General features: G+C 50.4%; 15 protein-coding genes and 2 pseudogenes. All 17 read right to left on the bottom strand.

Annotated elements, in window-relative coordinates:
• Nucleotides 1-8: 8 nt before the first annotated feature.
• The 17 genes and pseudogenes from DWZ60_RS08860 to cobI all read right to left on the bottom strand — a co-directional run bounded on the left by DWZ60_RS08860 (nt 9) and on the right by cobI (nt 20,133).
• Nucleotides 9-701 (bottom strand): metallophosphoesterase, encoded by a 693-nt coding sequence (locus tag DWZ60_RS08860; protein WP_158576370.1) that lies wholly within the window; start codon nt 699-701, stop codon nt 9-11.
• A gap of 53 nt (nt 702-754) precedes the next feature.
• The gene (locus DWZ60_RS08865; RefSeq protein ID WP_119188469.1) at nt 755-1,489 is read right to left on the bottom strand and encodes a ribonuclease H1 domain-containing protein; all 735 of its coding nucleotides are present in this window, start codon (nt 1,487-1,489) and stop codon (nt 755-757) included.
• Between the two features lie 33 nt (nt 1,490-1,522).
• Nucleotides 1,523-2,791: a D-alanyl-D-alanine carboxypeptidase family protein gene (locus DWZ60_RS08870; protein WP_243038268.1), complete on the bottom strand. Its 1,269-nt coding sequence runs from the start codon at nt 2,789-2,791 to the stop codon at nt 1,523-1,525.
• 74 nt (nt 2,792-2,865) lie between these two features.
• Nucleotides 2,866-4,446 (bottom strand): cardiolipin synthase, encoded by a 1,581-nt coding sequence (cls, locus tag DWZ60_RS08875; RefSeq protein WP_119221538.1) that lies wholly within the window; start codon nt 4,444-4,446, stop codon nt 2,866-2,868.
• 94 nt (nt 4,447-4,540) lie between these two features.
• Nucleotides 4,541-4,717: a 30S ribosomal protein S21 gene (rpsU, locus tag DWZ60_RS08880; protein WP_004222305.1), complete on the bottom strand. Its 177-nt coding sequence runs from the start codon at nt 4,715-4,717 to the stop codon at nt 4,541-4,543.
• 205 nt (nt 4,718-4,922) lie between these two features.
• Nucleotides 4,923-7,561 (bottom strand): annotated as a pseudogene (gene alaS / locus DWZ60_RS08885) (alanine--tRNA ligase).
• Between the two features lie 78 nt (nt 7,562-7,639).
• Nucleotides 7,640-8,863 (bottom strand): tyrosine--tRNA ligase, encoded by a 1,224-nt coding sequence (tyrS, locus tag DWZ60_RS08890; protein WP_119221539.1) that lies wholly within the window; start codon nt 8,861-8,863, stop codon nt 7,640-7,642.
• A gap of 453 nt (nt 8,864-9,316) precedes the next feature.
• The gene (locus tag DWZ60_RS08895) at nt 9,317-9,961 is read right to left on the bottom strand and encodes a precorrin-8X methylmutase (protein WP_055218068.1); all 645 of its coding nucleotides are present in this window, start codon (nt 9,959-9,961) and stop codon (nt 9,317-9,319) included.
• A 2-nt stretch (nt 9,962-9,963) separates the two neighbouring features.
• A complete protein-coding gene (locus DWZ60_RS08900) occupies nt 9,964-11,475 on the bottom strand; it encodes a cobyric acid synthase (protein ID WP_117760332.1) in 1,512 nt (503 codons plus the stop codon).
• 11 nt (nt 11,476-11,486) lie between these two features.
• Nucleotides 11,487-12,532 (bottom strand): annotated as a pseudogene (gene cobD / locus DWZ60_RS08905) (threonine-phosphate decarboxylase CobD).
• A 48-nt stretch (nt 12,533-12,580) separates the two neighbouring features.
• On the bottom strand, nt 12,581-13,546 hold the full coding sequence (gene cbiB, locus DWZ60_RS08910; RefSeq protein ID WP_119221540.1) for an adenosylcobinamide-phosphate synthase CbiB: 966 nt from the start codon (nt 13,544-13,546) through the stop codon (nt 12,581-12,583).
• Nucleotides 13,543-14,952: a cobyrinate a,c-diamide synthase gene (locus tag DWZ60_RS08915; RefSeq protein ID WP_118699864.1), complete on the bottom strand. Its 1,410-nt coding sequence runs from the start codon at nt 14,950-14,952 to the stop codon at nt 13,543-13,545. Before DWZ60_RS08915 ends, cbiB begins: the two co-directional genes overlap by 4 nt.
• Entirely contained in the window at nt 14,949-16,928 is a 1,980-nt protein-coding gene (gene cobK / locus DWZ60_RS08920; RefSeq protein WP_119221541.1) for a precorrin-6A reductase, read from the bottom strand. The genes DWZ60_RS08915 and cobK overlap by 4 nt, the downstream gene beginning before the upstream one ends.
• Nucleotides 16,921-17,652, bottom strand: coding sequence for a precorrin-3B C(17)-methyltransferase (gene cobJ / locus DWZ60_RS08925; protein WP_022462307.1), 732 nt, complete (start codon nt 17,650-17,652; stop codon nt 16,921-16,923). Before cobJ ends, cobK begins: the two co-directional genes overlap by 8 nt.
• Nucleotides 17,649-18,680, bottom strand: a complete 1,032-nt coding sequence (locus tag DWZ60_RS08930) for a cobalt-precorrin 5A hydrolase (RefSeq protein ID WP_119221542.1) — start codon at nt 18,678-18,680, stop codon at nt 17,649-17,651. The genes cobJ and DWZ60_RS08930 overlap by 4 nt, the downstream gene beginning before the upstream one ends.
• Before the next feature lies 1 nt (nt 18,681).
• A complete protein-coding gene (cobM, locus tag DWZ60_RS08935) occupies nt 18,682-19,440 on the bottom strand; it encodes a precorrin-4 C(11)-methyltransferase (RefSeq protein WP_118697224.1) in 759 nt (252 codons plus the stop codon).
• Nucleotides 19,441-20,133, bottom strand: coding sequence for a precorrin-2 C(20)-methyltransferase (gene cobI / locus DWZ60_RS08940; RefSeq protein WP_022462304.1), 693 nt, complete (start codon nt 20,131-20,133; stop codon nt 19,441-19,443).
• Nucleotides 20,134-20,140 lie beyond the last annotated feature (7 nt).

Raw genomic sequence — 20,140 nt, forward strand, 5'->3', positions numbered from 1 at the left:
GCCGCCCGTCAGGAACAGCCCGCGGCAGTTTTTCGAAAAAGGCGGAAATCCGGTGTCACAAGCCCCCGGTGCGCGCCAAGGCCCACCACGCCGCCGTGATAATGGCCGGAAAGCGTCAGATCGGCTCCATATGATGCATAGGAGCTGAGGTAGGCAGGGTGATGCGCCAGCAGAATGCCGTAGCGCGCCAGATCCGGTTTTCCAAGGTGGTCTGTCAGTTCCGAAACCGGCAGCGGTCCGCGGTAAAAGCGGTTGTAATAGGTGCGGTCCATGGCATAGCCGTAGATCCGGACCGGACAGCCGCTGATGGTAAGATCCGCCGTCTCATTTTCCAGATAGCAGATTCCTGCCTTTTTCAGGCGCTCCCGGAGCTTTTCATACAGATCACCGTACTGTTCCGGATACAGCTTCAGACGGTATTCGTGGTTTCCGCAGCCATAGATTACCTGGTATTCCTCCGCAAGACGTTCCGCGAAACTCAGACCCGGGTCGAGGTTCTCCCCCGGCTTTGCCACAATCTGGTCCCCGCCGATGATGACAAGATCCGGAGCCGCCTCATCGATGACTGCCTTTAACACCGTGTTGTCCGGGCCAAACTCCATATTGTGAAGATCACTGATAAACGCCAGACGAAAACCGTTTCCTTCCAGAAATTTTCCGTTTGACGAAAGTTTGTAATAGGTCGTTGTAAATTTTCTCATACCGTTCATTATACTTGATTTTTCGGTGTATGACAACCCGTTTTCCCTGCTGTTTATAAGCCCAGTGCCTGTTTTGCCAGCTGATCGGCTTTTTCGTTGTAGGTGACGCCGGTGTGGCCCTTTACTTTGCAGAAGCGGATCGCAACTTTGGCCGATGCCAGATCGTAAAAATTCCGGTAATCGATGGTTCCCTGTTTTTTCGCCTGCCATTCTCTCGTACACCAGCTTGCGATTCCCTGGTAATCGTGATAGATGGCCAGCTCCGGAATATCATGTGTCAGGCAGTAAGCCATGGCCAGCTCTGCGCCCTTGATCTCGCCTGCTACATTCCGCATGGAGACGAGATCCGGGTCGCTGTAGTCTTCTGCAAGATTCAGCTCTTTTCCGTCCAGGAAGAGGACCACACCGCAGGAGAACTTTCCGAGCGCATGCTGATAGCTTCCATCCACGTATGCGACGGCGCTCCTGCCGACACCGGCGTATTCCGGGTCTTCGCATGGTTTTTCCGCCAGAATCAGGTGTTCCCAGTCCCAAGAAGAAGGATCGGGTGCTGCCGTGCTCTGTACTGCCTTTCGTTCCGGGGCAGCGAAATACGTTCCGATTGTTTCCCGCAGCAATGGTTCCAGCATTTTACCGCCGCCCAGAAAGGCCTCTGCCTCCTCCAGACGCTCAAATCCCTTGTAAATTGCGCCAGGATAACCGTGTACCTGCGCTTTGCACGCATCCCATGTCCGGTAGATGCCCGGAACCTTTCCCTGTTTTACCGCATAGTAATTTTTCTTTGCCATGTTTTTCTCCTTTTCGCGCATGATACTCCGGCTTTATGCCGTCCCAAGAAAATATTGTTTCATCGTACATCCGAACAGGTCCCACATGCCGGCTCTTGCCACGTCTGCTCCATATAAAATCGCAACGGAACCAAGTTCCTCACCGTCTGCTTTGTAAACAACTCTTCCGGCACACTCGCCTTTCTGGATAGGGGCCTGCACCTCTTCCGGCAGTTCCATCGTTTTTTCCACTTCACCAATCACCGTCCCGCCCGTCGTAAGATAGCGGAATTCTTCCGCATATTCCAGTTCTGCCGTATCCTGCTTTCCGTAAACAACCGAAAGTTCCGGCAGGGGATCGCGTTCCCGGTCTATGTAGATGCTACAGGACGAAAACCCATACTGGAACAGTGACGCTGCATCTGCAAACCGCACCTTGTAGTCCGGTGCTCCCATCACGACTGCCAGCATCGTCAGATCATTTTTCTTCGCCACTGCCGAGACGCAGTACTTCGCCTTCGAGGTGCTTCCTGTTTTCAGTCCCACACAGCCCTCATAGCCGCGGATCAGCTTATTTGTATTGGTGAGGGTGAATGGTTTGCTTCCCTTCTGTGTGACATGCGTAATCTCTTCCATCCAGATAGAGGAATAGTTCAGGATCTGCGGAAAGCGCTCGATCAGCTCCCGAGACATTTTCGCCACATCTGCCGCTGTCGTGTAATGGCCGTCGGAATCCGTAAGACCGCAGCAGTCCTCAAACTTCGTGTCGTTCATGCCGAGTTCTTTTGCTTTCTGGTTCATCCGGCTGACAAACTCGCTTTCTGTCCCCGCAATATGCTCTGCCATCGCTACAGATGCATCGTTTCCCGAAGCAACGACAATACACTTGATCATCGTCTCAACGGTCTGCTTTTCGCCCTCTTCCAGAAAAACCTGGGACCCGCCCATACTTCTGGCGTGCGCACTCGTCGTCACTTCGTCGGTCAGCTGGAGCGTCCCTTTTTCGAGCTCTTCAAAAATCAGCAGCAGCGTCATGATTTTTGTGATGCTCGCCGGGCTTCGCTGTTCCGACGCATTTTTCTCGTACAGAACAGTTCCGGTCTGTGCCTCCATCAAAAGAACAGACGGCGAAGCCAGCCCAAGGTCCGTTGTTATCTCCGGTGCTGTCTCCTCCGTCTCTTCTGTTTTCTGTTCCGTTGTTTCGTTCTGCTGCTTGTCGGAAGATTCTCCATTCTGCTCTGCCGCAGTCACTTTCAAGGGCGCTGCAAGAAGCGCCAGGATCATCAGCAGGCTCCAGACGATATTTCGTGTTCTTCTCTTCATATTCCCCCGAAACATCTGCTCTTTCTTCCCTACAGGCTATGCAGACGACCGCAGAACTATGCTGTCTGTTCCGTTTACAGCAGCGGTGCCAGAAACTTCAGCGCACCGCGGAGTGCACGGACTGCAAAATTTTTCTTTCGACAGTAGTCCATATTGATCTGCTCACACTGTTCAAACGTGATCAGCGCATCCTCTTTTACCTGGGCAACCGCACTGCTGCCGTACATCCAGACACCGCACTCAAAATGCAGGTACATGCTCCGGTAATCCATGTTGATCGTTCCGACCGTCGCAACTTCATCATCACAGACAAAGCTCTTGGAATGGATAAAGCCTGGCGTATACTGGTAAATCTGAACGCCGGATTCCAGCAGGATCTCGTAATTGGCCTGCGTCAGAATATAGACAATCTTCTTATCCGGGATGCCCGGCGTTACAATCCGCACATCGACTCCGCGCTTTGCCGCCATGCAGAGAGCGGTCAGCGTCTCGTTGTCCGGAATCAGATACGGAGTAAAAATATAAAGATATTTTTTCGCCTGTGAAATAATGTTCAGATAAACATGCTCGCCTACTGTCTCTCCATCCAGCGGGGAATCGCCGTACGGCTGCACAAAACCGTCTTTTTTAAACGCTTCCTCGTGATAGATCTCCGGCCGGTATGATTCGAAATTGCATTCCATACCGGTGATTGTGCTCCACATCTGCAGAAACATCACCGTAAAACTCCATACCGCCTCACCATGCAGACAGATTCCGGAATCCTTCCAGTGGCCGAACCGCTCCTTGCGGTTAATGTATTCGTCCGCAAGATTAATGCCGCCCGTGAAAGCCGTATGACCGTCGATCACGGCAATTTTCCGGTGGTCACGGTTATTTAAAATGACATTCAGCACCGGTCGGAACTGATTGAACGCCGCACACTTGATGCCCATCTGCTGCAGCGATTTATAATACTGATACGGCAGCGTCGTCACGCAGCCGAAATCATCGTAAATCAGCCGCACATCCACACCGGCGGCCGCTTTTTCCTTCAGAATCTCCAGCACCGTATCCCACAGATACCCCTCGCTGATGATGAAATATTCCATAAAAATGTAGTGTTCTGCCTTTTTGAGTTCCTCAATAAAGTGCTCAAACCATACATCTCCCAGCGGGTAATACTCTGTTTCTGTGTTTTCATAAACAGGATAATGCGCATAATTGGTCAGATAGGAAGACTGCCCCGCTGCCAGGATATTTTCTTCCTCGAGCTTTTTACGCGTCTCTTCTTCCTCTCCAAGAACGCCTCCCTGCGAAAGCAGAACTGTATCGTAATGTGTACGGAATTTTCTTGCCACACTGGAATGGCCGAGAATGCCGTACAGGCAGATTCCGGTTACCGGAAGCGCCAGGATACAGACTGCCCACATCAGTTTGTAGCCGGGATTCATTTTCGGATTATTGATAATCGAAAGCACTGCAATCAGGGAAAGGATCGTGACCGCATAGTTGATGTAGACAGATTTTTCATTGAGCTGCATCACAATTCCGGCCAGCCAGCAAAATTCCAGAAGAAGTGCAACACCGATAATGACCATACGGCTGGTAAGCAGCTTCAGAATCTTTTTCACGATACGAAACAGCTTGTTTGCTATTTTGTACAAAATTCTCATTTGTCACCGCCTTGCTGTTTTGTCAAAACCTGCGACTTTAAGTTACAAGTATAAAAATCCCCGGCAAAACAGATCGCCGGGGATTTTTTGCACATTAATTATACTTACGTTTTCTGGCAGCTTCAGATTTCTTTTTACGACGAACACTTGGTTTCTCGTAATGCTCTCTTTTACGAATCTCCTGCTGAATGCCAGCTTTTGCACAGCTACGCTTAAATCTGCGTAAAGCGCTGTCCAACGTTTCGTTTTCTTTAACGATTACATTTGACATAGTCTCACACCTAACCTCCCTCCAGTTGTAGATTGTGCATAATACAACTGTATGGGTATTTTTTGCACTGTTCTTATTATACCAGAAAAATCTCGTACGTCAACAAGTTTTTTCATTTTTTTGCAAAATTTTTCCCTGCCGCCTGCCTGGCTCCTTTTTCTGCCCTGCAGGCGGCAGGATTTTGTGCTGTTTTTCCTGCTTATTGTTATGCGATCTGGCCTTCCAGTACCTCAGCAGCTTTTGCAACTGCTTCGTCGATCTTCTCCGGATTCTTTCCGCCGGCCTGTGCCATGTTCGGACGTCCACCGCCGCCGCCGCCGACAACGGCTGCCACTTCTTTGATCAGTTTTCCGGCATGTGCACCTTTCTTCATCGCATCATCGGTTACCATGGCAAGAAGGCTTACTTTGCCGTCCTTTGCAGATGCCAGAACAACAACGCCGCTTCCCAGTTTTTCTTTCAGCTGGTCGCCAAGGTCACGCAGTCCGTTCATATCGACATCCGGTACGGATGCAGCGAGAAGTTTTACACCTTTGACTTCGGTTACTTTATCCATAACATCGCCGAGCGCTTCTTTTGCCAGTTTGCTCTTTAAGGACTCATTCTCTGCCTGGAGTGCTTTTGCCTCTGCCTGCAGATGAGCGATCTTCTCGAGGAGATCCGCCGGTGTTGTCTTTAAGAGAGCTGCTGCCTCATGTATTTTCTCTTCCTGTGCTTTATAGTATGCAGTAACAGACGGTCCGGTCAGAGCTTCGATTCTGCGGACACCTGCTGCAACGCCTGCCTCAGAAACAAGTTTGAACAGTCCGATTTCAGCGGTATTCTTTACATGGGTACCACCGCAGAGCTCTTTGGAGAAGTCTCCCATGGAAACGACACGTACTTTGTCGCCGTATTTCTCACCGAACAGAGCCATCGCGCCGGATTTCTTTGCTTCCTCAGTATCCATGATGTCGGTTACAACCGGGATCTGCTCCTGAATCTTTTCATTTACCAGATTCTCAACTTTTTCCAGTTCTTCCGGTGTCATAGCCTGGAAGTGGGCAAAGTCGAAACGGAGTCTGGTCGGGGTTACGAGAGAACCTTTCTGCTCTACGTGTGCACCGAGAACAGTCTTTAATGCCTTCTGCAGAAGGTGTGTTGCGCTGTGGTTCTTCTCGATATTTTTTCTTGCCTCTTCGTTGACCTGAAGTGTAACTTCCTCGCCGTTTGAAATCATACCGGATTTCATGACACCGACGTGGCCGTATTTTCCGCCGCGGAGTTTGATGGTATCTTCTACTTCGAACACACCATTTGCTCCTTTGATGATACCGCAGTCGCCTTCCTGACCGCCCATGGTAGCGTAGAACGGAGTTTTCTCTACGAAAATGGTTCCCTTCTGGCCTTCCATCAGAGATTCTGCAATCTCAGTCTCTGTCGTCAGAACGGTTACTTTGGAGGTATCCTCCAGATGATCGTATCCGGTAAACTCAGTTGTTACGGACGGGTCGATCTCATCGTAAACGGTTGCATCAGCACCCATGTAGTTTGTTACTTCACGGCTCGATCTTGCACGCTCTCTCTGCTCTTCCATTGCTGCATGGAAACCGTCCTCGTCGATGCCGTAGCCCTTCTCCTCGAGGATCTCTTTGGTCAGATCCAGCGGGAATCCGTAGGTATCGTACAGTTTGAATGCATCCTGTCCGTCCAGAACTTTTTTGCCTTCGCTCTGCATTTTTTCTTCGAGCTCGGAGAGGATATGAAGTCCCTGGTCGATGGTTTTGTTGAACTGGGTCTCCTCGTTGTTCAGAACGTTGAAGATGAAATCTTTTTTCTCTTCAAGTTCCGGATATCCGTCTTTGGAGCCTTCGATTACGCTTGCGGAAAGGCGGGCAAGGAACAGTCCGTCAATGCCAAGCAGACGGCCATGACGTGCTGCACGGCGGATCAGACGGCGCAGTACGTAGCCTCTTCCTTCGTTGGTCGGCATGATTCCATCGGAAATCATGAATGTTGCGGAACGGATATGGTCTGTGATAAGGCGGATGGAAACATCGGTCTCATGATCTTTATCATACTCTTTTCCGGAGATTTCGCATACTTTGTTGCGGAGTGCCTGAATGGTGTCGACATCGAAGATGGATCTACATCCTGTACGACAACGGCCAGACGCTCAAGTCCCATACCGGTATCAATGTTCTTCTGGATCAGGTCGGTGTAGTGGCCCTCGCCGTCGTTGTTGAACTGGCTGAATACGTTGTTCCATACTTCCATGTAACGGTCACACTCGCAGCCAACGGTACATCCCGGTTTGCCGCAGCCGTATTTTTCTCCGCGGTCATAATAAATCTCAGAACACGGACCGCACGGACCTGCGCCATGCTCCCAGAAGTTGTCCTCTTTTCCAAAACGGAAAATACGGTCTGCCGGGATGCCGATCTCTTTGTTCCAGATATCAAATGCTTCATCATCGTCCTGATAGATGGATGGGTACAGACGATTCGGATCGAGCCCTACTACCTGTGTTAAAAACTCCCAGGACCATGCGATTGCTTCGTGTTTGAAATAATCACCGAAGGAAAAGTTTCCGAGCATCTCAAAGAAGGTGCCGTGACGGGCTGTTTTTCCTACATTTTCAATATCGCCGGTGCGGATACATTTCTGGCATGTTGTTACTCTTCTTCTCGGCGGAATCTCTGCGCCTGTGAAGTAAGGTTTCAGCGGAGCCATACCGGAGTTGATCAGTAAAAGACTTTTATCGTTGTGTGGAATCAACGAAAAACTCTTCATAGCAAGATGTCCTTTGCTCTCGAAGAACTCAAGAAACATCTTTCGTAATTCGTTTACGCCATATTTTTCCATGACTGTTTGTCCTCCAAATAATTCAGTGTGTCCCGGAATTTCTTCCGGGAATCCATTCTTTTATAATAGCACACTTAATTATTTAACGCAAATTTTTTTGAAATTCTTCTTTCCTTTTTTCAGAACGATACCGTCCTCGCCGAAGGCTGCTTTTTCTACGGCATATTTCGGATCTGTGATTTTCTCACCGTCTACGGATACACCGCCCTGCTCTACGGCACGGCGTCCTTCGTTTCTGGTCTTTGCAAGCTCTGCTTTGACAAGAAGGGTTACGATATCGATTTTATCGTCCGTGAAATCCTCTGCAGAAACTTCACTGGTCGGCATATGCTCGGAGCTTCCGGTAGAGAATACGGCACGTGCGCCTTCCTGCGCTTTCTTTGCTTCTTCCTCGCCGTGTACCATGGAGGTCAGCTCATAGGCCAGGATCTCTTTTGCCTCGTTCAGCTTGCTTCCTTCCCAGGAATCCATCTCGTCGATCTGCTCCAGCGGCAGGAAGGTCAGCATACGGATACATTTTAAGACGTCGGCATCGTCCACGTTTCTCCAGTACTGGTAGAAATCGAACGGGCTGGTCTTGTTCGGGTCAAGCCATACAGCGTTTCCTGCGGTTTTACCCATCTTCTTGCCCTGAGAGTCGGTCAGAAGGGTGATGGTCATTGCATAGGCATCTTTTCCAAGTTTACGGCGGATCAGTTCGGTTCCTCCCAGCATGTTGGACCACTGGTCATCGCCGCCGAACTGCATATTGCAGCCGTATTTCTGGAACATGTGATAGAAGTCGTAGCTCTGCATAATCATGTAGTTGAACTCCAGGAAGGAAAGACCTTTTTCCATACGCTGTTTGTAGCACTCTGCACGGAGCATGTTGTTGACACTGAAGCATGCACCTACCTCACGGAGCAGTTCTACATAGTTCAGGTTCAGCAGCCAGTCTGCGTTGTTGAGCATCATAGCTTTTCCCTCGCCGAACTCGATGAAACGCTCCATCTGACGTTTGAAGCACTCTGCGTTGTGGTCGATCTCCTCGCGGGTCAGCATTTTTCTCATATCGGTTCTTCCGGACGGGTCACCGATCATGGTGGTGCCGCCGCCGATCAGGGCGATCGGTTTGTTTCCTGCCATCTGCATCCGTTTCATCAGGGTCAGTGCCATGAAGTGACCTGCGGTCAGACTGTCTGCGGTGCAGTCGAATCCGATATAGAACGTTGCTTTTCCATTGTTTACCAGGTCTCTGATTTCATCTTCGTCGGTTACCTGTGCCAGAAGGCCTCTGGCGATCAGTTCGTCATAAATCTGCATTTTGTTTTTCTCCTTTTTTCGGTTGACTTTCGGGTATGTGTTACCGTCTGGGACCAAAGTTTTTTATACAAAAAGACTCCCGTCCTTTCCGATTCAAAGGACGAGAGCCCGTATCTCCCGTGTTACCACCTTACTTCACAGCTGTCTCACGGCAGCTGCCTTTGTCGGTATCCAAAACCTCTGAATACCCTGACGCTGTAACGTTCGTCTCTTACGTCGCAGCCTACTAAAAACGTGCATCATAGTTCTTCTGCCGCCCGTTTTATTCGGTGCGCAACTCCGGGATGTATTCGAATCGTACAGAACCTGCATGCGCCTCTCATCTGCCGGCTGCTTTCTGTCCGCGTTTTTGTACGTCTACTTGTTCCCTTCCAAGCCTTTTTCCATGTTCCATAGTATAAACGGTGATTCGAAATCTGTCAAGACTTCTGCTTTCCGTTTTTTCATCTATTTTTAATATCCGCGGTCCTGATCCATCATATACAGGAGTGCGTTGCAGATGCACGCCGCGATATTGCTGCCGCCTTTTCGTCCGCGTGCCACGATATACGGGATATTGGTCTGCATAATCAGTTCTTTGGACTGTACCACATTGACAAAGCCGACCGGAACTCCGATGATCAGCGCCGGTTTTATTTTTCCTTCCCCGATCAGTTCATAGAGGCGGACCAGTGCCGTCGGCGCATTTCCAACCGCAATAATCAGCTTTTTATCCAGCTCCGCCGCTTTTTCCATGCAGGCTGCCGCGCGGGTGCTTCCGGTTTCTTTTGCTCTTGCCGCAACATCTTCGTCTGACATAAAGCAGAGCGCTTCACCGCCGTGGCGCGCAAGCACCTTTTTGTTGATGCCGGATCTTGCCATCTGCGTATCCGTCACAATGCAGGCTCCCTCCCGGATCGCCTCGATGCCTTTTGCCACCGCATGCTCCGAAAAGCAGAGATTATCCGCATAATCAAAATCCGCACTTGTGTGGATACACCGCTTTACAACCAGTTCCTGATCCTCTGGAAACGTTCTTCCGTTTAATTCTTCCGTGATAATTTCAAAGCTTCTCTTTTCAATCTCGTGCGGGCTTACCTGCTCCAGTTCTATCTTCATCTTTATGCCCCTTCTTCCAGAATTTGATAAATCTTCTTCATGTCGAGATGCTCGCGCAGCGCATCTGCGAGAATATCGTACTGTGTCTCTTTGAATGTCTGGTAATCGACACCGTGAATCTGCTCCATGGCAATTCCCTTATTCTTTGCAAGTGCTTCCACGATCCGCTCGGCAACTTCTTCTTTGTCGAAAATGCCGTGCACATACGTACCGTACACATTTCCTTTCTGTGCACCGTCCAGCTTATCCGAATCAGCACGGTTCTGATCATCGATGAACGTGAATGCTTCTGTTTCTTCTTTCCGCACCGTTTCTCCCATATGGATTTCATAGCCCTCGATCCGGGTTCCCTCGATCCCGGCAAGAACGCCTTCTGTTTTTCCAAAAGCGCCCTCCGCGCGGGTTCTCGTCTTCTCACCGGCAAATACGGTATCCATCGGCAGGAGTCCCATTCCTTTGATCGTTCCGCCGGCTTCGACATGCAGCGGATCGCTCAGCGTATCTCCGAGCATCTGGAAGCCGCCGCAGACACCGAAAATTACTTTTCCGGCCGCAGCCGCCTTCAGTACGGCCGCTTCCAGACCATTCTGACGCATCCAGAGCAGATCCTCCATCGTGTTTTTCGTTCCAGGAAGCAGAATCATATCCGGATTTTTCAGTTCGGAGACAGAGCTTACGTAGCGGAGTGATACGCCTTCGATCCGCTCGAACGGGTTGAAATCGGTGAAGTTTGAAATACGCGGGAGACGGATGACCGCAAGGTCAATGAGACCGATCTCCTCTTTTCTGGTGAATCGCTCGGTCAGACTGTCCTCGTCTTCCACTTCGATGTGGAGATACGGCGCCACGCCGACCACCGGGATGTGTGTTTTTTCTTCCAGCATCACAACGCCCGGGTCCAGGATGGTTTTGTCCCCGCGGAATTTGTTGATAATCAGACCCTTGATGCGGTCGCGCTCATCCGGCTCTAAAAGCTCTACGGTACCGTAAAGCTGAGCAAAAACGCCGCCGCGGTCAATATCTCCGACGAGGAGCACCGGTGCATCCACAAGCTTTGCCATTCCCATATTGACGATATCATCGGCTTTCAGGTTGATCTCCGCCGGACTTCCGGCTCCCTCGATCACAATGATATCATACTGTTCTTCCAGTGCATGGTACGCTTTCATGATGTCCGGGATCAGCTCTTTTTTGTGGGAAAAATATTCCCGCGCACTCATGTTTCCCAGTACCTCACCGTTTACAATCACCTGCGAACCGGTGTCATTCGTCGGCTTTAACAGAATCGGGTTCATCAAAACGGACGGTTCGATCCCGGCCGCTTCCGCCTGCATGACCTGTGCACGTCCCATCTCAAGACCTTCTCTCGTAATAAACGAATTCAGCGCCATATTCTGTGATTTGAACGGCGCTACACGGTATCCGTCCTGATGGAAAATCCGGCATAAGCCCGCCGCAAGCAGACTCTTTCCCGCATTTGACATCGTTCCCTGTATCATAATTACTTTCGCCATCGTTTTTCCTCCTAAAACCACTGCAGAATCTGTGAAACGGCTTCTGTCAGAATCTGGTTTTCTTCATGTGTGCGTACGGCTGCACGGTAATATCCATCGGCAAGGCCCGGGTAGTTGGAACAGTCGCGGATCAGAATGCCGCCTTTTTCCAGCCGTGCGGCAAGTCCTTTCGGTCCCTCAAAGAACAGATAATTTGCACAGGAATCCCATACGGTAAGACCTGCTTTTTCCAGTTCTGCTTTCATCCAGGCGCGTTCTTTTCCGATCAGTTCCCGTGCTTCTTTGACGTAAGCATCCTCGTTCAGGCGGCAAGGCCTGCCATCTGCGCCGGAGTCGAAACATTCCACGACTGCATGCTGCGGCTGATCCGATCCAGCAGATCCTCGTCGCTGCAGAGCAGATAGCCAAGACGCAGACCCGGCATTGCGTAAATCTTTGTGAACGCACGCAGAATCAGCAGATTCGGATATTCGTCCAGTTTTCCCTGCATCGTCACTTTTTCCGGCTCCGGCAGAAATTCTATGAAACACTCATCCAGCACCAGATAGATGTTACGCTCCCGGCAGTTATCCAGGATCTTTAAAAGAAGCTCCTGCGGAATCGTAAGGCCGGTTGGATTATTTGGATTACATAAAAAAACAAGATCCAGATCGTCGGTCAGATCATCGCAGAAATCGTCCTGTAAAAGAAAGCCTTTTTCCTTTTGCAGCGGATACATACGGATAAAACACCCTGCCGCTGAAAGTGCTGCTTCATACTCTGCAAATCCCGGCGCTGCAATCAGCGCTTTTTTCGGGCGGAGAGCCTGTGTCAGGGCAAAAATAAGCTCCGCGGCGCCGTTTGCAAACAGGATATTTTCTTCTGGAAGCTGCTCCTTTTCCGACAGTGCCCGGGTCAGGTCCCGGCACAGTGCGTCAGGATACTGTTCCACCGATTCCGCGCTCTTTCTCACCGCCTCTTTCACACTTTCCGGAGCTCCAAGAGGATTGACATTCACAGAAAAATCGACTCTGCATTTTTTCGTGTAAATGTCTCCTCCATGTGGATTTTGTCTCATACCATATGCCTTCCTTTCTCTTTTCCGTTGTGTTTCTATCTTCTCTTTTTACAGAAATAAAAAGAGCGCGCGGATTCCCGCAAAGAACACCAGTCCGAGGAACGAGGTCAGATACATCAGATGATTTGCTCTTTTGATATCTTCCGCCTCGACCGGGCGGATGTCATCGCCGATCGTTGGTTTCTTTACGACTTTGCCGAAATACACGGCATCTCCGGCAAGCTGTACTTCCAGCGCCCCTGCCATAACTGCTTCTGTCTGCGCAGAATTTGGGCTGGCGTGGCAGTAACGGTCGCGTTTGTAAATTTTTTCTGCATTTTTCCAGTTCATGCGCTCGCATGCAGACGCAAGAATCATCAGCCATGCGCTGATTCTCGCCGGTATGTAATTGACGACATCGTCCAGCTTTGCCGCACACCGTCCAAAATACAGATATTTGTCATTTTTGTATCCCACCATGGAATCCATGGTATTGATGGACTTATACAGAAAGCCCAATGCCGGTCCGCCGATGGCAAGAAAGAGGAGCGGTGCAATGACACCGTCCGACGTATTCTCCGCGATCGTTTCCACGGCAGCTTTCGTCACTCCTGTTTCCGAAAGATTTTCCGTATCACGTCCTACGATCATGGAAACCGCATAGCGCGCCCCCGGAAGATCGTTTCCTTTTAATTTCTGATAGACCTTCATGCTCTCATCCTTCAGGCATTTCGTTGCCGGAATCTGCCAGCACCAGAGAACCTCCAGAAGGAAGCCGATGACCGGATGAATTTTAAATGCCGCAAAGAGCAGCAGTGCCGGAACACCGTATCCCGCCAGACAGACGAGGATCACGAGAAAAACTCCTCCGGCAAGCTCTCCCTTTGGCGTTTTCGGAAATACCTTCCGCAGCCATTTTTCCAGCAGGGCAATGAGATTTCCGATCACACGGATCGGATGATACAAAAAGGAGGGATCTCCAAGCAGCAGGTCCAATCCATAGCCCACAATCAGGGCTGCTAATGCTGTTTTCATCTTGTTTTCTCCTGTTCTTTCCGGTAAGAGACACACTGCTCCAGAAATTCCAGTGCGAGGTGCGGACTTGCCATATAGTAAAGATGCGGGAATCCCGCCATCATCCGTTTTGTCGCATGAATGCATTCCCAGTTCCGCTTCCGCAGCGGTTTTGCCGCATGCCATGCACTTCCGCAGTCTGTGCTGTCAAAGTAATGGAACTCATGGCCGCGCACCGGATTTCCGCCGTTCCGAAAGGTATCCTTCGTGTTTGGCGTGAGGGTGATATAGCCGAATCTTCCCAGCTTTTTTGTCCGGTAAACATTTCCCGGAACAGCCTGTACCATAGGATACACATTTCCATCCATATCCTCCATGGATTCTGACAGGTACATATAACCGCCGCATTCTGCAAGAACCGGCATTCCCTGACGGATGTTATCGCGGATCTTCGTTCTCATGGTCTGGTTTTCCGAAAGCTCTTCTGCGTGCAGCTCCGGGTAGCCGCCGCAGAACAGAAGTCCGTCTGTATTCTTTGGCGGCTCCGCATCGGAAAGCGGCGAAAAATATTCGATTTTGGCTCCGAGTGACGCGAGAAGCTCCAGATTATCCCGATAAAAGAAACAGAATGCTTCATCCTTTGCAACGGCAAGAATCGGCTTCGCAGCACGCACCTTGGCGGCTGCTTCGCTTTCTGTCACCTTACGCAGGGCTTCCGGCATTTTTCCCGAGAGCTCTTCTGCCCCTTCTGCAATCGCAAGAATTTTTTCAAAATCCAGTGTCTTCTGCAGTGTTTCTGCAAGCAGATTGACCTGCTCCTGCAGATTTTCCACCTCATCCGGCATCACAAGGCCGAGGTGGCGGCTTTCTAAGTGGCATTCCTTCAGTTCCGGCACAAAGCCGACACAGGAAATGCCAAGTTCTTTTTCCGCCATCGGCGCGATCTCCCGGTACAGCATCTCTGACATCCGGTTAAAGATTACACCGGCGATCCGGCTGTCCTCTTTGTACTGCAGGTATCCCTTGATAAAGGCAAGCGCTGAAACGCTCATGCCTTTGGCATCGACAACCAGAAGAACCGGCGTTTTTGTCATACCGGCGAGATCGTAGGCGCTGCCTTTGGTAGAAATTCCTCCAAGACCGTCGTAATACCCCATAACGCCTTCCAATACGGAAATGTCATGACCCGCTGCATGTTTGCAGAACAGATACTGTGTTGTTTCTTCCTCTGTGAAAAACGGATCCAGATTACACGACGGGGCGCCGATTACCTGTTCGTGAAACATCGGATCGATATAATCCGGGCCGCATTTAAACGCTGCGGGCTGCTTTCCCATCTGCTGCAGTGCACGGAGCAGTCCGCAGGTGATCATCGTTTTCCCGCTTCCGCTCCTTCCTGCTGCCAGCATGATTCTTGGTGCTTTCATTCTTTGGCACCTCCCTGGGCTGTAAAGATATAAACCGGATTCTGGGCAATCATCAGATGGCTTCTTCCGGCCTTTTTCGCATTGGAAGCCTGCAGGCAGACGATTTCCGGCTCTTCAAACGCAAGTTTTTTGAAACACGATGCTGCCTCCGCTAATGTTTCCACGGTTACTGTATTTAATACCACGCGGATGTTCGGATTCTTCCGCAGGAGCAGTTCCAGAATCTCTTTTAAGTTTCCGGCAGACCCGCCGATAAATGCATGCGTCGGAACCGGGAGTGCTTCGAGTGCTTCCGGTGCAGTTCCCTCAATAATTTCCAGATGATCCACTGCAAATTTCTTTTTATTTTCCTGCAGAAGTGCAACGGCTGCCGGATTTTTTTCTATCGCATATACCTTTCCCTGTGCTGCACGAAGCGCCATCTCAATCGAAACAGAACCTGTGCCCGATCCAATATCATAGACAACAGAATTCGAAGAAAGCTGCAGATGAGAAAGAGATGCATTGCGCACTTCCCGCTTGGTCATCGGTACTTTGTCACGCAGAAATACTTCATCTGCCATGCCGGCTGTAAACTCCGGTTCCGGATTCGGGTTTTCAAACAGAAGAACCGCAAGCGGAGCAAACTCCATTTTAGCAAGTTCGAATGGGGTTCCTGTCACAATCTGTTCTTCCGGATACGACAGATCCGTTCCCACATGCAGCACAATCTGCTCCCAGCCGTACGAACTTAACGTCTGGCAGATTTCCCTGACACTGCCCTTTCCGCCGGCGATCGCCAGAGTTTTCCGGTTTCGGCGGACCGTCTCCAGAAAGTTGCAGTGCTGCCCGTGCAGGCTCACAAATGCTGCATCCTCCCAGGACACTCCGATTTTGGCACAGAAATAAACCAGCGAAGAAATTCCCGGCTCTACACGGACAGAAAAATCCGCATCTTCCGCAAGGACGGCCTGAAGTTTCTTTGCTCCGCTGTAAAAGCCGACATCACCCGACTGCAGAAGAACAATCTTTTCATATTCCGGGTGCGCCTTCAGATACTCGTAAATCTTTTCCGGGCTGTATTCTGCAAGCATTGGCTTCTGATATTTTTCTACTGCTTTTGTCATGCGTCCCGCACCGATCAGCACATCCGCCTGCTCACACGCGTCTACGAGCGCCAGCGTCATCTGTGCTTCTGCACCAGGTCCGATTCCGGCGATCACTACGTCCCGTTTCACGGACAGATCAAATTTTTCAACGAGATACCGCTTGACCTCGTCCTCCGAGAGTCCTTCTTCCTCTTTCGGACGGCCGATCAGAACGACACGGACACCGGCCTTTTTTGCTGCCTCAATTTTTTCTTCAAAGCCGCCGTTTCTTCCGGATTCCTTCGTTACCATCCATTCGGCATGGAACGACTGCAGCATTGCAACGTTCATGTCCATAGAAAACGGTCCCTGCATGCCTATGGTATGTGCGGCATCAAATCCAAGTTCCGCGCAGGATGCAACTACGCCTGGCAACGGCAGCACCCGGGCATACACACGGTTTTTATAATCCGGAAGCTCTGCAAATTTTGCGAGTTCCTTGCTTCCTGTTGTCACCAGAATCTTTCCCTCTGTTCCCGCCAGATACGATACCGCTTCTTCTGTCGTATCGACCATGACGCAGGATGGATCTGCCGCAAGCGACGGCCGCAGCAGCCGAAGATACGTTTTTCCTGCTTTTTCACATGCAGACCGGATATTTTCCGACACAAGATCGGCATACGGATGGGTTGCATCGATAACCATTTCCGGCTGTTCTTCGCCAAAAAGCTGTTCCATCTCTTCTTCTGTCAGTCTTCCGCTTCGAACCGTCAGGGCACCGCCCTCCTCGATCCGGCACTTGCCGTATTCTGTCGCCGTACAGGCAAGGGATGCAATCTCATATTTCTTCAGAAAACTGCAGATTTCCCGGCCTTCCGTCGTTCCGGCAAAGACGATTACTTTATTCATAGCGATATCCCCTCGGCGTTACCATGTGATCCCGGATTTCCTTTGTCTGACTGTTTCCGATAAATACCGTCGTAAACATATCCACTTTTGTATTGCGAAGTTCTGCAAGCGTCATGGTCCGGCTCGTCTCCCCGTCTCTTCCGATCTGGCTTACGATTCCGCAGACGGTTTCCGGCGCTTTGTAACGAAGCATCAGATCACACGCTTTTTCCAGATAATCCGCTCTCTTATGGCTTCCCGGGTTATAAAGACAGATGACAAAATCCGCTTCCGATGCCAGCAGAAGACGTTTTTCAATTTTCTCCCACGGTGTCAGAAGATCGCTCAGGCTGATCAGGGCGAAATCGTGGATCAACGGTGCACCAAGAACGGCAGCGCCTCCCGTTGCGGCGGTCACGCCTGGAATTACCTTAATTTCAATATCAGGCCATTCTTCCGAAAGCTCATACATCAGACCTGCCATACCGTAAACGCCGGCATCTCCGCTGCAGATCATAGCAACCTGTTTTCCCTCTGCCGCAGTTTCAAATGCTAGACGGCAGCGCTCCACCTCTTTCCGCATCGGCGTCGTCAGAAATTCTTTTCCTGCAAAATGTTCTTTTACCAGATCCACATAGACGGTATAGCCGATGATCACATCGCAGTTCCGCAGCGCATCCGCCGCCTCGATCGTCATTTTTTCATATGCTCCGGGGCCGATGCCCACGACAAAAATTGTACTCAAAATACTGCCCTCCAGTCCGCCGCAGCCAGTGCAACTGTTACACCGTCCGCTGCCTTTTTTTTCTTTATCAGTCTGCCGCCGGCGAGAACTGCGCTGCGCTCACAGACATTGTCAATTCCTGTAATCTTCTTCACAAACGGAGACGGCGTAAATTCCCCCTCCGCCATTTCCAGTTCTTCTGCAGAAAAGGTCCGGTACTGCCAGCCATACTTTTCCACCAGCTGCAGAATTCCCGGCTCCTGCGCTTTCAGATCAATACTTGCCGCCTGTCGAACTGCTTTTGGAGAAATCCCGGCCGCCGCAAGTGCCGCAAGAACCTTTTCTTCAATCCGGCCGGCCGGTGTATTCTTCTTACAGCCGATGCCGACGGTGATCACCTTCGGGATCAGGTGAAGTGTTCTCTCATATGGCGAATCCTCTTCCGATGTGGTAATGCAGATTCCCATCGACGGTTTTGCCGCCTCTTCCGGGATCAGTTCCTCCGGTTTTGTTCCCTCCACCGGAAAACGGCTGCAGAATCCAACCGTTTTTCCGTCCACCAGAAGCGCCGCTGCCTCTTTTGCCAGCTCCATCTCACAAATTTCACAATGATTTTTTACAGCAAAGACATCGACCGCAAACTTGTGATTGACATCCGTTGCCGTTGTAATGACCGGAACCGCACCCGTTACAGCTGCAACTTCTTCCGTCAGCTCGTTTGCTCCGCCGATATGACCGGAAAGTAATGAAATCACAAACTTTCCCTGTTCATCCATACACAGAACCGCCGGATCTGTCTTTTTACTTTTCACGTACGGTGCAATACTGCGCACCGCAATCCCGCACGCCCCGATAAACAAAATCGCATCCATTTTCTGAAACATACGCTCTGTCCATGCAGGAAGCGACGGTGCAATCGCAGGAATTCCCGCTTCTTTCCCGTACTTTTCCAGTGCATATCCTTCACAGCTGTGTTTTTTCAGTGCCGCACAGAGTTTTTGATTCCAGACGCATCCGTTTCTTGTAAAACTTGCTATGGCTATTTTCATCTTATTTTTCTGCCTCTCGGAATTCGGTGGTAAACGTCGGATTGTACAGATCACTTCTGCGGTAATTTCCCTGGGAAACGGCATTTCCGATGATCATCAGCGCTGTCTTGGTGATCTGGTTCTTTTTCGCCGTCTCGGCAAGTGTTCCAACGGTGCAGACGAACGTCTTCTCCTCCGGCCAGGTTGCTTTGTAAACGATCGCTGCCGGAGTATCTGCCGTATAGCCGCCTGCAATCAGCTCACGGGAAAGTTCCTCTAAGAGTCCCGTGCTTAAGAATACAACCATCGTTGCCTGATGTGCCGCAAAAGACGCAATGCTCTCCCGCTCCGGAACCGGTGTTCTTCCGGCCATTCTGGTGATGACAACACTCTGGGAGATATCCGGCAGCGTATATTCCATTTCAAGGGCAGCAGCCGCTCCGCAGAAAGAGCTGACACCCGGACAGTCATCGTGAGCGATTCCAAGGGCATCGAGCGCATCAATCTGTTCGCGGATTGCACCGTACAGGCACGGATCTCCCGTGTGGAGTCTTGCCACAGTCTGACCTTTGCTTTCGGCCTCTTTCATAACATCAATCACCTGCTCCAGCGTCATGGTTGCACTGTTATATACCACACAGCCCTCTTTTTTCAGATCCAGTAGTTCCGGATTGACAAGAGAACCTGCATAAATGATAATGTCCGCCTCACCAAGCAGCTTCTGTCCTCTTACCGTAATCAGATCCGGGGCTCCAGGGCCCGCTCCAATAAAATGTACCATCTATTTTTTCCTCTTTTCTTTTACAATAATCAGTGAATAGTAACTTGCCTGGTCCGGGATTTCTTCCGCGCTGAAATACTTCTGTTCCGTATCCATGCCGCAGTTTTCTACCATCACCGCCCGGCAGTTCTTTTCCTTCAGGAACTGTTTCACAGCCGGCATCTTTTTACCCGCTTTCATCAGAACCTTTGTTCCTGAAAGTTCCAGTGCATCTTCAATCTGATAAGACGCCGGAATCACATGCAGTTCTTCGGAATTTTCCACCAGTCCCTCGGAAAGAGATGCTGCTGCCGCGCAGAACGATGTAACACCGCTTACAATTCTCGCATCGTAACCGTCTTCCAGTACCCGTCTGTGTACATAAAGGTAGGTAGAATACACGGTTGGATCTCCGAGTGTCAGAAATACTACGTTTTTTCCTGCATCCAGCAGCTCCTCTATTTTTTCTGCACCGCGCCGGTGATTTTCCTCCAGTTCTTTGGCATTCTTTGTCATCGGCATTGGAATAGCAACGAGCTCTTTTTCTGCCAGTTCCGGCACTGCCTGAACAGCAATCTGGTAGGCAATGCTCTCTTCCGGTTTCTCTCCTGGTACTGCAATCGTATCATTTTCCCGGATCAGACGGACGGCCTTTAACGTCATAAGCTCCGGGTCTCCCGGTCCGATTCCTGTTCCAAATAAAATTCCTGTCATTTTGTTT

Source organism: Blautia sp. AF34-10, assembly GCF_003477865.1.
Lineage (GTDB): Bacteria > Bacillota > Clostridia > Lachnospirales > Lachnospiraceae > Fusicatenibacter > Fusicatenibacter saccharivorans.

Bases quoted from the DNA above. Each gene is read 5' to 3' on its own strand.
- DWZ60_RS08870 (WP_243038268.1), bottom strand. From the start codon at position 2,791: ATGAAGAGAAGAACACGAAATATCGTCTGGAGCCTGCTGATGATCCTG.
- cobI (WP_022462304.1), bottom strand. From the start codon at position 20,133: ATGACAGGAATTTTATTTGGAACAGGAATCGGACCGGGAGACCCGGAG.
- DWZ60_RS08930 (WP_119221542.1), bottom strand. From the start codon at position 18,680: ATGAAAATAGCCATAGCAAGTTTTACAAGAAACGGATGCGTCTGGAAT.
- cbiB (WP_119221540.1), bottom strand. From the start codon at position 13,546: ATGAAAACAGCATTAGCAGCCCTGATTGTGGGCTATGGATTGGACCTG.
- cobK (WP_119221541.1), bottom strand. From the start codon at position 16,928: ATGAATAAAGTAATCGTCTTTGCCGGAACGACGGAAGGCCGGGAAATC.
- rpsU (WP_004222305.1), bottom strand. From the start codon at position 4,717: ATGTCAAATGTAATCGTTAAAGAAAACGAAACGTTGGACAGCGCTTTA.
- DWZ60_RS08900 (WP_117760332.1), bottom strand. From the start codon at position 11,475: ATGGCGAAAGTAATTATGATACAGGGAACGATGTCAAATGCGGGAAAG.
- tyrS (WP_119221539.1), bottom strand. From the start codon at position 8,863: ATGCAGATTTATGACGAACTGATCGCCAGAGGCCTTCTGGCACAGGTA.
- cobM (WP_118697224.1), bottom strand. From the start codon at position 19,440: ATGGTACATTTTATTGGAGCGGGCCCTGGAGCCCCGGATCTGATTACG.
- DWZ60_RS08895 (WP_055218068.1), bottom strand. From the start codon at position 9,961: ATGAAGATAGAACTGGAGCAGGTAAGCCCGCACGAGATTGAAAAGAGA.
- DWZ60_RS08860 (WP_158576370.1), bottom strand. From the start codon at position 701: ATGAGAAAATTTACAACGACCTATTACAAACTTTCGTCAAACGGAAAA.
- DWZ60_RS08865 (WP_119188469.1), bottom strand. From the start codon at position 1,489: ATGGCAAAGAAAAATTACTATGCGGTAAAACAGGGAAAGGTTCCGGGC.
- DWZ60_RS08915 (WP_118699864.1), bottom strand. From the start codon at position 14,952: ATGAAAGCACCAAGAATCATGCTGGCAGCAGGAAGGAGCGGAAGCGGG.
- cls (WP_119221538.1), bottom strand. From the start codon at position 4,446: ATGAGAATTTTGTACAAAATAGCAAACAAGCTGTTTCGTATCGTGAAA.